The organism is Brachybacterium sp. FME24, assembly GCF_014897705.1.
Lineage (GTDB): Bacteria > Actinomycetota > Actinomycetes > Actinomycetales > Dermabacteraceae > Brachybacterium.
The window spans coordinates 183,852-197,974 of sequence record NZ_JABUXV010000010.1; the positions used below are offsets into that span (position 1 = coordinate 183,852).

The window sequence follows — 14,123 nt, forward strand, 5'->3', positions numbered from 1 at the left end:
CGTCGTCGTCAGGATGCCAACGTAGTGCGGAAGGGGGACGCGGCGCAGCATTTTGCCAGGAGTGAGCTCACGGCCGGACTCCCCGCCAGGGGCGCTCGTGGCCGCCGACGTCAAGAGGAACCCTCGGGCTGTCCGGCGGGGCGCATCATCCCCAGCGTCGCGATCACCACGCCATGACCTGCAGTGCCGAGAAGATGCTCGCTGCCACTTCGGAGGAGGATCGTGGGCGGTCGGTCCTGCGAGGAGTCGACCATGGGAAGATCAGCGCATGGTTGACCGCTCCAAATTCCGGACCCTCGTGGACGAGCTGCGCCGCGAGATCGAGGCGCTGCCCGTCGGGTCCTCAGTCCCGAGCGAACGGGCCCTCGCCGTCGATTCCGGCGTCTCGCGGATGACGGCACGGCGGGCCCTGGACGAACTCACCCGAGAGGGCCGCCTGGTGCGAGAGGTGGGTCGCGGCTCCTTCGTGGCGCGACCGGCCGTGAACCTCCCACTGCACCTGACAGGCTTCACCGAGGACATGGCCTCGCGCGGGATCGAGGCGAGCTCACGCGTACTGCGGATCGCCGAGGAGCAGGCAGACGCCCGCGCCGCGGAGAGCCTTGGCCTCGCCGAGGGCTCGCCCGTGATCCGCCTGGATCGAGTGCGACTGGCCGACGGCCGGCCGATGGCGATCGAACGCACCACCCTGGATGCGGCCGTCGTTCCCGGCTTGGCCGACGTCGACTTCGCAGGCAGGTCCCTCTACGGCGAGCTGGAGCACCGCTACGGTGTGCTGTTCGACGCCGGCGAGCAGACGATCCGAGCGGCGATCGTGCGCCCGGAGGACGCTGCACAGCTCGAGGTCGACGAGGGTTCAGCGGTGCTCGAGTTCGTGCGGGTCTCCGGTCGGGGTGGTCGGTCGATCGAGCGGACCGTCTCGACCTATCCGGGAGATCGTTTCGAGCTGTCGGCTCAGATCGCACCGGTCACAGCTCAGGAATCCGGGGGCCGAAGCGCTCTACGAGTGCGGCATTGAAGTCGTCCGTCCCGGAGACGTTCGCGCTCTTCCAGCGGGGCACGTCCGGGGCGATGGAGTCGATCTGACGCAGGATCGCCGTCCAGAGCGAGGCGGTGAGGATCGTCGAGGCGGGAGCGGTCACGGGCGCCTGCGGCGGCCAGGTGACGTCCCCCGCGGGCACGGCGGTATCCAGCACGATGTCCGCGATCTCGAACAGTCGATGCTCTGCTCGCGTCGGGGCCGATGCGCTCGCGTGCACCGAGGTCATCGCGATGACGGTCGCCCCGGTCTCGCGGGCGTGCTGTGCGATCTCCACCGGATAGGGGTTCACCCCGGAGTTGGAGAAGATCAGCACGCAGTCCGTGCCGGTGATCCCTGCCCGCTGCGCAACACCCGCGCCCAGCCCCCGCTCGCGTTCGGCCGCGGTCGAAGCACGCGCTCCGGCGAGCGGCAGGATGCCCTGATCCCACAGGGGGCGCACGAAGGCGAGTCCTCCGGCGCGGAAGAAGGTCTCCATCACGGCCGCCAGGGAGTGCCCTGCCCCGGCGGCGTACAGCAGGCCCTCCTCTCGACCCGTCGTGGCGATCGCCTCGGCGGCCTCGAGCACGCCGTCACGGTTGTCCTGGACCACGCGGGTGACCAGGTCGGTGAGATCGTCGATCATCGCCATCCTTCCTTCTGCAGTGCGTCCAGGAGTCGTTCCTCGACGTGGTCGACATTGACGAAGTTCTCGATCGGGACCATGACCGGGGCGATACCGCCGAGTTCCTCGAGGTAGGTCTGCTGGGCGATCACGACGTCGGGATGCTCGCCGCGAGCGGAGCCGACGTCGGCGTGGCGCAAGGTGGCCGGGATCTCCAGACGCGCCAGCGCCTTCTCCGCGGTGGTGCGCAGGATCAGACTCGAGCCCATACCTGCGCCGCAGACGGCGAGGACATCGAGAGTCGCCGGGCGGTCGCTCGAGGACAACGTGGTGCCGGCGAGCTCGGTCAACGGGCCGGCACCTGAATCGCCGTGCGCGGTGTCGGCGCCGGCGATGGCTGGGGCGAGCGTCGCGGCGGCGGGCTCCGCACTGTTGTCGTCCGCGGGCAGGCGGCGTCCGAGGGCGACGAGCACGGCGATGGTCACGACCAGCGCGCTGCCGGCCAGCACCCAGATGGCCCAGGTGCCCAGCGGCGCGAGGAGGGAACCGAGACCGATGAGGGCCCAGCCGATCGCATACCAGTCGGCGTCGGCGAGGGTCGCGAGTTCCGGTGCGGTGCCGGCGTACAGGCTCCAGCCGATGGCCTGGCCGAACGCGAGCACCACACCGTTGAGGACGCCGCCGAAGATCGCTCCGCGCCAGCCGGCCACCGCGTTGCCGAACACTCCACCGGCGCCGCCACCGAAGAACAGCATGATCATCGGGGGGACCAGTACGAACCAGCCGGTGGCGGCGAAGATCAGCATGAGCACGAGGAACACGAAGGTCGAGGCGAGGAAGCCGATCATGACAGAGGTCGGGGCTCGGGTGAAGGTGACCGGGAGGTCCAGGGCGGGCTTCGTGCCCGGCAGCACCTTCTCCGAGAGGCCCTTGAAGGCCGGGACGATCTCCGCGAGGAACATGCGCACGCCGAACAGCAGGATCGCGATGCCAGCGGCGAAGCGCAGCGCCTGCAGAATGGCCCAGACGCCGGGCAGCACGGTCGCGTCACCCATCTGCTCCTGGACCACGCCGGAATCGGCGAAGAGGATCGCGATCAGCATGATCACGCCGATGATGGTGGCGGTGGAGACGTTGATGTCCTTGAAGAAGGAGACCGGCTTGGGCAGTCGCACCTTCTCGGAGTCGTGCGCGATGGGGTCGCCGAGCTTGAGGGCGCGGGCGCCATAGCCGGAGGCGATGGCGATCAAGGAGTCGGTGTGGGCGAGGCCCACCTCCTCGTCCCCCATGACCTTGCGCATGAGCGGGGCGGTCCACAGAGGCTGCAGCACCCAGTAGCAGCCGATGAGGATCGACCCCACGCCGGCGAGCACCCACCGGTTCACGTCGCCGAAGGCTTCGACGAGGCTCGCGGCGATCACCACGCTCATCCAATACATGAGGTGGCCGGTGAGGTAGACGAAACGAGCGGCCGGGAAGATCCGCACCAGCACCAGGTGGACCACGAAGCCGCCCGCGATGATCAGCGGCACCACCGACCCGGCGCCGGCGGTGAACTCGGTGAGTGTCGAGGTGGCCTGCGGCGGTTCGAGCCCCATGGCGCTGGAGACGATCACCTGGAAGCTGGCCAGTCCCCCGGTGAAGATCTCGACACCGATGTTGAGGATGACCACGCCGATGGTGGCTCGCAGTGCGCCGGCGACGACCTCGTCGAACGGCTTGCGCTGCAGGATCAGGCCCACCAGTGCGATGAGCCCGATCAGGATGGATACCTGGGCGAACAGGTTGTCGGTGATGACTCTGACAACGGCTTCGAAGGTGGTCATGATCGGTCTCCTCGACGACGCGGCACCGGGCGGGCCTCGGCTCTCCAGCAAATGGTATAGCCCACTTGTGGTGTCGGGCAACGAGTGCTCGCAGATTGCTCGAACGGCCAGGTGACGAATGGCGTGCGGGCGGCGCCGGCGCCCACCCACGCCCACCATGCAGTTAGATCACTGCGCTCGGTCACTCGCCCCGCGCACCCCTGCGACACCTTCGACGATCGGAATCAGCGCGGCCGTGGCTCTTCGCATTCTGAAGCCCTGCGGCCGGGCTGCCCACAAGGAGCTCCGGCGGCCGACCTCCGGCGCGAAGGGACTGGTCGCGGCGATCGTCGCACTCCTTATCGGACGACGACGCACAGATCCGGCGAAGACTCGCGAGAGGTGACATGGAGTGGCCTGCCAGGGCGCATCCCGGGAAGCCCGGAACGCCAGCTCGTCGACTCGCTCAGCTGTCGCTGACACCGATCGCGGGCAGGATGACCTCGTCCGCGATCGCCTCCAGCTCACGTCGGGACGGAGCGCGACCGGCGTCCATCAGGATCTTGGCCATCATGGCCTCTCCGATATCGGCGACCATCGGCGTCACGCGATCGGCATCGATCACGCCGTGCGCCACGTAATGCCGCAGCACGGTGAGGGTCACCCGGCTGCCGCGCGCGTCGAGGACACGGTCGTACAGGACCTTCTTCAGATCGGCATAGCGGGCACCCGAGATGTTGATCGCATGGACCACGGGAGCCATGGGGGTGCCCAGCCATTCCTTGTGCTGCTTCAGTGCTCGAAGAAGGTCGCCGCGCAGGTCATCGGCATCTGGAGACGGCGTCTCGACGGGGAAGGTGACGTACAGCGAGTCCATCAGTATCTCGGCCGGGGTGGACCAGCGTCTGTACAGAGACGTCTTGGCGGTGCGCGCCCGCGTGGCGATCCCCTCCATCGTCATGCCATCGATTCCCGCCTCGACAGCTTCGTCCAGGGCCGCGGCGTGGATGGCCTCGACGAGCGCCGCTCCGCGTCGGCGTCGCTGCGTGGAGGTTGCTGGAGGAGGCATGACCCGATCATACGATACGCATGCGTTGCGTAACGGGCGAGCTTTAGATACGGTGGCGTCTCCTATTGGAAGGAGTGCCCCATGAGCACCGCAACCACCACGCCATCCCCGCCCCGCATCCGACCGGGCGACCCCGGCTACGCCCACCTGTCCGGCCGCGGAAACCCTCGGTTCGGGGGCAGACCGGAGATGATCCGCCCGGTGACGACGACGGACGAAGTCGTCCTGGCCGTGCAGGAGGCGGTCGATTCCGGCCACCGGATCGCTGTCCGCAGCGGCGGGCACAACCTGGAGGACTTCGTCGACCACCCCCAGGTGCACACCGTCATCGACACCTCGGCGATGCGTCAGGTCGCGTACGACTCCGAGAGGAAAGCCTTCATGGTCGAACCGGGCGCCACCCTGGGCGAGGCCTACCGCGAACTCGCCGACCGCTGGGCTGTGACCGTCCCCGCCGGCCTGTACCCCGGGGTCGGCGTCGGCGGGCACATCGCCGGCGGCGGCTACGGCTTTCTCTCCCGTCTGCACGGACTGGCCGTCGATCATCTCCATGCCGTGGAGGTGGTGGTCGTCGACGCCGACGGGCGAGCCCGCGCCGTGGTCGCGACCCGGGACCGAGAGGACTCGCGCCGTGATCTGTGGTGGGCGCATACCGGCGGAGGCGGGGGCACCTTCGGCATCGTCACCCGCTACTGGCTGCGCTCACCCGGCGCGGCAGATGCACCGCCCGCACGGCAGCTGCCCGCGGTGCCGGCCGCGGCACTGCGATTCTCCCTCACCTGGGACTGGGCGGACCTGGACGAACGCACCTTCGCACTGCTGGTCGGGAATCACGGCGAGTGGGCTGCGCGCGAGAGCGGCCCGGACTCCCCCTACGCGGGCATGCACAGCGAGTTCTACCTGTGGCGCCGGCCGCGCGGCTCCATCACTCTGGAGGGGGTGTTCGCCGCACGGGCCGAGGATGATCGCGAAGAGATTCGCCGACTCCTCGAGCGCCATCTGGACGAGATCGGGGACGGGACCGCGCTCGACCCGGTGGTCTCCATGGAATGGATCCCGTGGCTCCAGGTCTTCGACGACGACCAGGAACTGGGCTGGGGACAGTTCCGGATGAAGGTCAAGGACGCCTACGCCCGTCAGCCGCTCTCGGGCGAGCAGATCCGCACGCTGTACCACCACCTGACCCGCGCGGACACCGAGGCCATCGGGGCCTGCCTGTGCCTTCACACCTACGGCGGCGCCATCAACACCGTAAACCCATCCGCCACCGCGATCGCGCAGCGCGACTCGATCCTCAAAGTGGTTCCGATCGCGGTCTGGGCGGCCGACGGACACGGCGAGGAGCAGCATCTGAGATTCACCAGCGAGCTCTACCGTGACCTGTTCGCCGATACCGGCGGGGTGCCCGTTCCCTCCGAACGCACCGATGGCTCCTATCTGAACCAACCGGATCTGGACCTCGCCGACCCGCAGTGGAACACCTCCGATGTGCCGTGGCACGAGCTGTACCACCGTGGCAACTATCCCCGGCTGCAGCAGGTCAAAGCAGCCTGGGATCCGAAGGACGTGTTCCACCACGCGTATTCCGTGCGGCCCGGCTGAGCCCGGACGCGGACTGATCAACCCGCCCGCTGACCATCCAGCCCGCGAGGGTGGCGGGTGCGATCGCGGAGGCTGGCGCGCCCACCTGGGACGACCGGGCCCGTCGCCTCAGGTAGTGGGCTTCTGGATGCGTCCGGAGCGCACGGCAGCCACCACTCCCCCGTCCACCAGCAGATCCGTCCCGGTGATGAAGGTGGCGTCGGGGCCGAGCAGGAAAGCGGCGGCGCCGGCGACGTCGGCCGAGGTGCCGATGCGACCGGTGCCGGAGCTTTGGATCATGGCCCTCATGCTGACGCCGTTCTCGCTGGCCAGCTCATGCTGACCCATAGGCGTGGAGATCACGCCGGGACTGATGCTGTTCACGCGCGCACCCCGGGCACCCCAGTCGGCGCTCGCGGCCTGGACGCGCACCTGGTTGGCGCGCTTGGCGATACCGTACGCGGCGCCGGAATTCGACAGCGCGCCCTCGTGGAGGAAGGGCAGGGAGAGCAGCTCGTCGGTCGGGGTGGAGGCGAGCGCCGCCTCCATCTCGGCGGGGAGGCTACCGGCTGTCATCGACCCGGCCATGCTCGCGATGACCACGCCCGCGCCACCCGGGGCGACCACCTTCCCGAACTCCTCCAAGCTCACGGCCACGCCGAGGAGATCGACCTTGAGCACGGCGGCGGTGGGCGCCTGCTGGGGCGAGACGCCGGCGGTGTGCACGAAGCTGCGCACGGACCCGAGCTCGGCGGCTGCGGCGGCGAGCGCTGCGACGGATTCGCGGGAGGAGACGTCAACCTGCTGGGTGGTCACGGCGAAGCCGTCCCCGGCCAGCGCCGATCCGACGCGGTCGAGGGCCGCTTCGTCGACGTCGGCGAGCAGAATCTGCTGCCCCGCTCCGCTGCGCCGGACGATCGCCTCGCCCATGCCGCCGGCACCGATCACGACCAGAACCTCATGCATCTGCTGCTCCTTCGCTCCGCGCCCCGAGGGCGCTGGGTGGATGCCCGTGCTCGCGTTGAGGCGGGCGCGCCGAACTCGCTGGGCTCTGCGCGTCGTGCCTGCACCCTACGGAGACTGGCTGGGAACCAGATTCACTCCAGATCGTAGCGCCGACGGGCAGGGCGGACGAGGACAGCGGAGCATCCAGGTGCGGCGAACCTGTGGACCACCAGCGTGCAGTCGCCAAGAGGCCTGATCAGCCATCGGGAGAAGCTCTCAGGTCTCGCGACCACGAGCGCCCGTTCTCGAGGCTCGGAAGCTACTCGCTCAGGAGGGCGTTGGCGCGAGCGAGCACGTCGAGCTGCGCGGGTCTGTAGAGCTCTCGGAGTGCGACCCCGATGGCCTCACGCGCGAAGGGACGTTGGCGGCCCGATGCGAGCGCGGGTGCGATCAGCTCCGGATGATCGACGAATATTCGCTGGATCACGTCCGCCAGTCTGACGGCTAGATCGGACCTGGCCCCGGGGGTCGATGACTCGTCGAGGTCAGCGAACTCCGAGAGCGCATCGTCCTCGGGGGCGTGCTCGAGAAGCCTGTTCCACGAGTCCAAGGCGTCGGCGCGCAGCACCCGGGAGAGCACCATCATGAAGTCGTCGTCAGGGTTCGGAGGCTGGGGCGCACTGCGGCCCGCCCTCGTGGCAGCCTCCTGGGCGTCAAGCTCCTGCCGGATACCGGCCCTGATCCCCTGCAGACGCTGAATCGCGCGTTGCGCCTCGTCGTCGAGGCGGCGAAGCGCGTCGAGGTATTCCGCGGAGGCGCCTCCTGCGTGATCGACGAGGCTCATCGAGCGTACGTCGCTCAGCGGCGCACCGAAGTCGACGAGGCGCCGGATGTGCAGCAGTTGAGTGAGGTGGATGACGCCGTAGCTCTTGTATCCGTTGGCGCCACGGGGCGGTTCAGGCAGGAGACCGATCTCGTGATAGTGCCGCACGGTACGAAGCGTCGTCCCCGCGAGGTCGGCGATCTGCTGTGTGCTCCACCCCATCGGCTCCACTCCCTGATCTCCCGGCCTCGACTATGCCGTGACGGCCAACTCTACTGTCGCCTCGATCGCCGATCTGTCGGCCTCTCATCGACAGACGGCACGACTGCGACCAGGAGATGCGCCCGTGAATCAGACGAACTCGACCTCGACGGAGGACGCCGTCGCACCCCACGCTCAGGAGGAGACGAGGCGCCACGATGCGTACGGCGGAAGCAGAGGGCGCCTCATCCTCTGGTGGCTGCACGGTGCCACACGCCTCCTTCTTGCCGTCATGCTGCTGTTCAACGGGGTGATCAAGCTCGGGCTCTGGCAGTACGGGCGACCCGACGTGGGCCAGGCGCTCATCACTCTCGGGGAGATGAGTCCCATGGGACTGCTCGGGCAGATGGTGGGCTTCTCGCCCCTGTTCCAGGTCCTCGCCGGAGTCGCCGAGGTCGGGGCCGCGGTCGCGCTCCTATGGCGCCGGACGGTGGTTCTCGGTGCCCTGATTTCCGCAGCGTCGATGACGTTCATCCTGGTGCTCAACCTGGGGTACGACATGCCGGCGAAGCAGCTCGCGATCGTCCTGCTGGCGATGAGCCTGATCGTGTTGTCCCCGTGGGCGGGTCGGGTCGTCGCGTCGATCGTCGGAGACGGCACGCTTCCCGCTCCGGCTCGTCCGCAGTCGTTCCGCAGTGCACGGGTGAATCGGATCGCCGGTGTCGTGGCACCGACCGTGGGTCTTGCTGTCCTCGCACTGACCGGACTCTCCGTGGTCGCCACGCAGCCGTCCACCTCGGTCGACGACTCCGCGCCCGCCGGAGTATGGGCCGTGGCTTTCGACAGCACGCAGGAGCAGTCCTCCTGGGAGAGTGTCGCGCTCGGGAACGTGAGGACCGACGGTGCGGCAACGATGCAGGTCCGCCAGCACGACGGCAGCCTGCTCGCGGGGACGTACGTGCGTGAAGGCGACTCGCTCATTGCGACGCTCAGGCCGCTGCAGGCCCCGGGGCAGTCGGCGAGCGAGCATGCGGACATGCCCGCGGAGCACGTGGACCTGGACTTCACCCTCGACGGCGCTGACCGGCTCGTACTGAGCGGAGATCAGGACCTGTCCCTGGCCCGTGAGACAGAGGGTTCTGTCCTGTTCGACCGAGGGTTCAGCTGGCAGATCCGCCCGGACGACCCGTTCGAGCGATAGGCGGCAGCGAGTCCTATCGCATCCCCCGTCCCGGCGCGGTCGTTCCGACGACGCCCCGTCGACGTGAGCGTCAGAGTCGTGGGCGCCACGAGTACGTCCGGCCAGGACTCGGATCATCCAGCCGTCGGATCTCCCTGGCCTCAGATCTCGATCTCGCGGCCGTCCTCAGTGCGCAGTCGCAGCACGAACCGTGAGCCACGACCCTCGTGGATCTCGGCGACCCCGTCACCGAGGCCGAGCGCGTCGAGGGCCTTCTGCTGCGGTGCGGGATTGACCTCGATGCGTTCGAAGGAGACCAGCTCGATCGCGGGCAGGTCGCCGAGGCCCGGCTGCGTGGTCGTGCCCCAGTCGATGAGGAAGGGGACCGCGTAGTTGCGGGGAGCCTGCGCCTGGGTGAGCCTCCACTGCAGCTGGGTGCCGTCCGGCGTGCTGCGGGAAAGCTTCTCCACGTCGCCCGGGTCGAAGCCTTCGGCGCGGGCGTGCTCGACCACCTGATCGATCCCCTCAGGGTGCACGGCGTAGGTGATGAGCGTCGGCTTCTTGAGGCGGTTGATGCTGAAGGTCTTCGGGAGCTCCTCCCCCTCCCGCTCGGGGTCGGGGCCGATCAGCTCGAGGTAGTGCGGGCGCGGCTGGCCGCCCACGGTGAGGGCGACCAGCGCGTTGGCGGTGCCGGAGGGATGGGTGCCTCCGGGGGCGGCCGTGACGCCCGTGAGTTCGCGGAACCAGTCCACCGTTTCAGCCAGGTCGGGGCCGGCGATGACGATGTGGTCGAGCAGGGTAGGCACGCTCATGAGAGGTCCTTCTTCCGGGTGGGGATCTCGGCGTCGCCGAGGGCGAGCAGGGGTGGCTGACTCCGTCGAGCAGGGCGCCACCGTTGATGACATCGACGGTACCCGGCTCGCCACGTCTCGCGTCGCGAAGGCGCTCCTTCCACGCAGTGCCGCAGGGCAAAGTCACCGATTCATCTCGGAGCGTGAACCGCGGTCAGCACATCCCGTGGACAGCGCGCACGCGTAGCCTGCCAGGCAACGCCTGTGACCCACGACCGGAGGACATCGACCGCCATGACCAGCATCGACCGCGAATTCATCGACTCCCTTCCCAAAGCAGAGCTGCACCTGCACATCGAGGGCACGCTCGAGCCGGAGCTGAAGCTCGAGCTGGCCCGCCGCAATGGCGTGGACATCGGCCAGTCCACCGTCGATGAGGTGCGCGAGACCTACGCGTTCACTGATCTCACGAGCTTCCTGGCGGTGTACTACCCGGCGATGGAAGTGCTGGTCACCGAACAGGACTTCCACGACCTGGCCATGGACTACCTGCGCCGCGCAGCGGCCGACGGGGTGGTCCGCGCTGAGATCTTCTTCGACCCGCAGGCCCACACCAGCCGCGGGGTCTCCTTCCGGACCGTGATCGACGGGCTGTGGTCGGCGGTGCAGGAAGCGTCCTCCCTGGGGGTGGATGCCGCTCTGATCATGTGCTTCCTGCGCGATCACAGTGCGGTCTCCGCGAAGGAGACCCTGGAGTCCTCGCTGCCCTTCCGCGACCGGATCGTGGGGGTCGGCCTGGACTCCGACGAACGCGGCAACCCACCGGAGAAGTTCGCCGAGGTGTTCGCTGCGGCGAAGGAGGCCGGGTACCGACTGACCATGCATTGCGACATCGACCAGGAGCAGGCGATCACCAATATCGAGACCGTCCTGCACTCGATCGGAGTGGAGCGCATCGATCACGGCACCAACATCCTCGAGAATCCTGCCCTGGTCGACGAGGCGAAGCAGCGTGGCATCGGTTTCACCTGCTGCCCGCTCTCCAACTCTTTCGTGACGGAGGAGATGAAGGGCGCGGAGATCACCACTCTGCTGCGCGAGGGTCTCAAGGTCTCGATCGCCTCCGACGACCCCGCGTACTTCGGCGGCTACGTGGGTGACAACATCGCCGCTCTCGCCGACGCTCAGAACCTCACCCGCGAGGATGTGGTCCAGCTGGCCCGCAACTCGCTCGAGATCAGTTGGGCCGACGACGAGCGCACGGAGGTCTGGCTGCGTCAGCTCGAGGAGCTCGTCTCCGGCGGTGGCATCATCACGACGTAGCAACCGTCCCCGCCGACGCGGGTCGATTCGAGCAGGGGTGCGGTGACCGCAACGTCATGACCGGCAACTCCTGCATGAGGTCATGACGTTGTCGCTGCGCCCAGGGTCGCGGATGACCAGGGGCTGACCAGTGCCGTGCTCGAGCGTGCCACGCTCGGTTGCCGCGCCGCGGACCCTCTCGAGACCGCGAAGGAAATCGTCGATCGGTCGATCGGCAGCAGGAGGTCGATTGCCGGTCCTGCGGAAGAGCAGCCCGCGCCCCGTCACGACTGGGTGATGGAGGCGTAGGCCGCGAGGGCATCGCGCCGTGAGGCTTTCACATCGACGATCGGCGCCGCCCGCTCAGTGGACTCGTTGTCCACCTCGGGCACCCACCGACGTACGTACTCCCCCTGGGGGTCGAATCGTTCCTGCTGCCGCTCGGGGTTGAAGACCCGGAAGTACGGCGCGGCGTCATCGCCCGTCCCAGCGACCCATTGCCAGTTGAACGGGTTCGCGGCCTCGTCGGCGTCGACGAGCGTGTCCCAGAACCACTCCTCGCCGCGTCGCCAGTGCACGCGCAGATTCTTGGTGAGGAAGGAGGCGACGACCAGCCGTACCCGATTGTGCATCCAGCCGATCGCCCACAGTTCCCGCATCCCTGCATCGACCAGGTCGATCCCGGTGCGCCCCTGCTGCCAGGCCCGCAGAGCGTCCTCGTCGTCGCGCCAGTCGAAGGCGTCGAACTGGGGCCGGACGTTCCGGGTCGCGAGGTCGGGCAGGTGGAAGAGGCGGTGCCAGGCAAACTCTCGCCACAGCAGCTCCGAGCGGAATGTCTCTGGGCCTTTCCCGCGCCCGGCGCGGAGGCTCTCCTGCCAGACCTCGTGGGGAGAGACCTCGCCGAATCGCAGGTGCGGCGAGAGGCTCGTGGTGCCTGCTGCCCCCGGGCGCTCCCGATCCTCGGCATAGTCGGCCAGCAGGTCCGTGATGTGCGCGAGTCGCTCCCGCCCGCCCGCTTCGCCAGGGGTCCAGTTCTCGCGCAGCCCGCCTGCCCAGTCGGGCGCCGTCGGGAGCCATCCGCGACGTGCCAGTTCCTGTTCGAACGCTTCCTCACGCAGCCAGCTGTGCACCTCCTGACCGCTTGCGCGCAGCTCGAGGTGGGGGCCGGCGAGGGGTTCAGGCAGCCCGTCCGGCGAACGCGGCGGGGTGCTTTCCCGGCAGGCGCGGGCGAACGGGGAGTAGACCTTGTAGGGCCCGCCGTCCTGGGTGGCGATTGTCCACGGTTCGTGCAGCAGGTAGCCGTCGAAGCTCTCGACGCGAACATTCCCTGTGCGCAGGGAGGCCTTCAGGCGCGCATCGACGACTCGCTTGGGTTCGTGATACCGGCGATTCCAGAGCACCGCGGTCGCGTGCACCTCCTCGACCAGAGCCGGGATCTGCTGCTCGGGGTCCCCGCTGAGGAGCACCAGTGGAACCCCGTGCTCGCGCAGGCTCCCGGCCAGGGCGCTCAGCGAGTGATGGAGCCACCAGCGTGCCGCGCCACCCAGCGGGCGCACGCCTCTGATCTCCTCGTCGACGTGCACCGCGAGGACCTCACCGTCGGCCGCAGCGGCGAGGAGTGCCGGGTTGTCGTGCAGCCTGAGGTCATCCCGGATCCACCAGATGGTGGTCATCGGGTGCGACCGTCGGCTTCCGGGCACGGTCTGGTGAGATCACAGTCCATCGGACACCTCTTTCACGAAAGCCTCGGCCCGTCCGGCGAGCATCGGTCGCTTCCCGATTCCCACCGCGCCACATGTGTAGCCTAGCTAAGTATAAAGAGTTCTGTGCCGCGGTGCGCGCCCAGCGGTGGCGGCAACAGGAGTACCGAGGGGCCGGTGATGGTCACAGCACGGGGGTCGCACCGCTCATGCGCGCTCTCGTGGGCAGCGATCCATCCGGGAGCGGGCCGGCTGTCTGCGTCGCATCGCACGATCAGCTCGCCACGGGCGCTGTCATAGCCCGCCGAGGCCGCCGCAGCAATGCCGGGCGTCGCCTCGGTGACCACGGTGCAGCCCGCCGCCCGGGCCACCTCGGCGCTGCCGTCCGTCGACCCGTTGTCGACCACGATGATTTCCAGCGGCTGACGAGCCTGCAGAGCCGGAGCCTGCAGCAGGCCGCGCAGTTGGCTCGCATCGTCCCGCACCGGGACCACGACAGAACAGATCCCTGACCTGGACTGCGAGACGGCTCCCATGCCTGGGCGTCGTACGCATGGGTACTGGATGAGACCGAAAGGGCGGCGAGACACCAAGTAATTAGCTAAGCTATGCATATCGGGTTCAGCGCTGTGGTCGATGGACACACCCACAGGCCCGATTCGACCGACCGTGCGGCACAGGGCGGCCTTCTGCGACGCACTCGACGGAAGGTGGGCTCCATGCCTGGTCCCGGACCGCGCGACCACGCCGGAGGGCCGGAGTGCGATGACGTGGACCGCGCGCTGCTCGCCGCCGGCCGCGGAGACCAGGACGCCTTCGCCCGGTTCTACGATGCCACCTCGGCTCACGTGTTCAGCCTCGCCCTCGAGATCGTGCATGGCCGGGAGGCGTGCGAAGACCTCGCGCTGGAGAGCTACGTGGAGGCCTGGCGCACGGCCCCCACCTTCGACCGGGCGCACTGTTCGGCGATGACGTGGTTGACGATGCATGTTCTTCGCCAGACACCTGTCCGGTTGGCACTGAATGCGGCTCGCACCGCGAGAGATGAGAACCCCGATTAGCACGACGGGTCGCCCCCACGCC

At 68.5% G+C, this 14,123-nt stretch carries 13 protein-coding genes; 5 read left to right on the plus strand and 8 right to left on the minus strand.

Features of this window, described 5'->3' with window-relative positions; all coding sequences use genetic code 11:
* Window positions 1-268: 268 nt before the first annotated feature.
* Entirely contained in the window at window positions 269-1,018 is a 750-nt protein-coding gene (locus INT51_RS13240; protein ID WP_193105784.1) for a GntR family transcriptional regulator, read from the plus strand.
* Here INT51_RS13240 and INT51_RS13245 read toward each other — a convergent pair.
* From INT51_RS13245 to INT51_RS13255, 3 genes are all read right to left on the minus strand, one after another.
* Window positions 969-1,664 (minus strand): sugar isomerase domain-containing protein, encoded by a 696-nt coding sequence (locus tag INT51_RS13245; RefSeq protein WP_226832355.1) that lies wholly within the window; start codon window positions 1,662-1,664, stop codon window positions 969-971. The genes INT51_RS13240 and INT51_RS13245 overlap by 50 nt on opposite strands.
* Window positions 1,661-3,469 (minus strand): PTS transporter subunit IIC, encoded by a 1,809-nt coding sequence (locus INT51_RS13250; protein WP_193105786.1) that lies wholly within the window; start codon window positions 3,467-3,469, stop codon window positions 1,661-1,663. The genes INT51_RS13245 and INT51_RS13250 overlap by 4 nt, the downstream gene beginning before the upstream one ends.
* Window positions 3,470-3,914: 445 nt before the next feature.
* Window positions 3,915-4,517, minus strand: a complete 603-nt coding sequence (locus tag INT51_RS13255; protein ID WP_193105787.1) for a TetR/AcrR family transcriptional regulator — start codon at window positions 4,515-4,517, stop codon at window positions 3,915-3,917.
* Between the two features lie 81 nt (window positions 4,518-4,598).
* Here INT51_RS13255 and INT51_RS13260 point away from each other — a divergent pair, with 81 nt between their 5' ends.
* On the plus strand, window positions 4,599-6,119 hold the full coding sequence (locus INT51_RS13260) for an FAD-binding protein (protein ID WP_193105788.1): 1,521 nt from the start codon (window positions 4,599-4,601) through the stop codon (window positions 6,117-6,119).
* Window positions 6,120-6,227: 108 nt separating this feature from the next.
* Here the strand turns inward: INT51_RS13260 and INT51_RS13265 are convergent, their stop codons facing one another.
* The gene (locus INT51_RS13265) at window positions 6,228-7,064 is read right to left on the minus strand and encodes an SDR family oxidoreductase (RefSeq protein ID WP_193105789.1); all 837 of its coding nucleotides are present in this window, start codon (window positions 7,062-7,064) and stop codon (window positions 6,228-6,230) included.
* 298 nt (window positions 7,065-7,362) lie between these two features.
* Complete coding sequence (locus INT51_RS13270) at window positions 7,363-8,088, minus strand: MerR family transcriptional regulator (protein WP_193105790.1); 726 nt, start codon at window positions 8,086-8,088, stop codon at window positions 7,363-7,365.
* A gap of 124 nt (window positions 8,089-8,212) precedes the next feature.
* Here INT51_RS13270 and INT51_RS13275 point away from each other — a divergent pair, with 124 nt between their 5' ends.
* Entirely contained in the window at window positions 8,213-9,268 is a 1,056-nt protein-coding gene (locus INT51_RS13275) for a hypothetical protein (protein WP_193105791.1), read from the plus strand.
* Between the two features lie 140 nt (window positions 9,269-9,408).
* On the opposite strand, the gene INT51_RS13280 is transcribed toward INT51_RS13275, so the two are convergent.
* On the minus strand, window positions 9,409-10,059 hold the full coding sequence (locus INT51_RS13280) for a VOC family protein (protein WP_193105792.1): 651 nt from the start codon (window positions 10,057-10,059) through the stop codon (window positions 9,409-9,411).
* Between the two features lie 273 nt (window positions 10,060-10,332).
* On the opposite strand from INT51_RS13280, the gene add reads away from it, so the two are divergent.
* Window positions 10,333-11,361 carry an adenosine deaminase gene (add, locus tag INT51_RS13285; RefSeq protein WP_193105793.1) on the plus strand — a complete coding sequence of 343 codons (1,029 nt, stop codon included), beginning with the start codon at window positions 10,333-10,335 and terminating at the stop codon, window positions 11,359-11,361.
* Between the two features lie 263 nt (window positions 11,362-11,624).
* Here the strand turns inward: add and INT51_RS13290 are convergent, their stop codons facing one another.
* A complete protein-coding gene (locus INT51_RS13290) occupies window positions 11,625-13,013 on the minus strand; it encodes a deoxyribodipyrimidine photo-lyase (protein ID WP_193105794.1) in 1,389 nt (462 codons plus the stop codon).
* A gap of 131 nt (window positions 13,014-13,144) precedes the next feature.
* Window positions 13,145-13,576 carry a glycosyltransferase family A protein gene (locus INT51_RS13295; RefSeq protein ID WP_193105795.1) on the minus strand — a complete coding sequence of 144 codons (432 nt, stop codon included), beginning with the start codon at window positions 13,574-13,576 and terminating at the stop codon, window positions 13,145-13,147.
* A 183-nt stretch (window positions 13,577-13,759) separates the two neighbouring features.
* Here INT51_RS13295 and INT51_RS13300 point away from each other — a divergent pair, with 183 nt between their 5' ends.
* On the plus strand, window positions 13,760-14,101 hold the full coding sequence (locus tag INT51_RS13300) for a sigma factor (protein WP_193105796.1): 342 nt from the start codon (window positions 13,760-13,762) through the stop codon (window positions 14,099-14,101).
* Window positions 14,102-14,123: the final 22 nt, after the last annotated feature.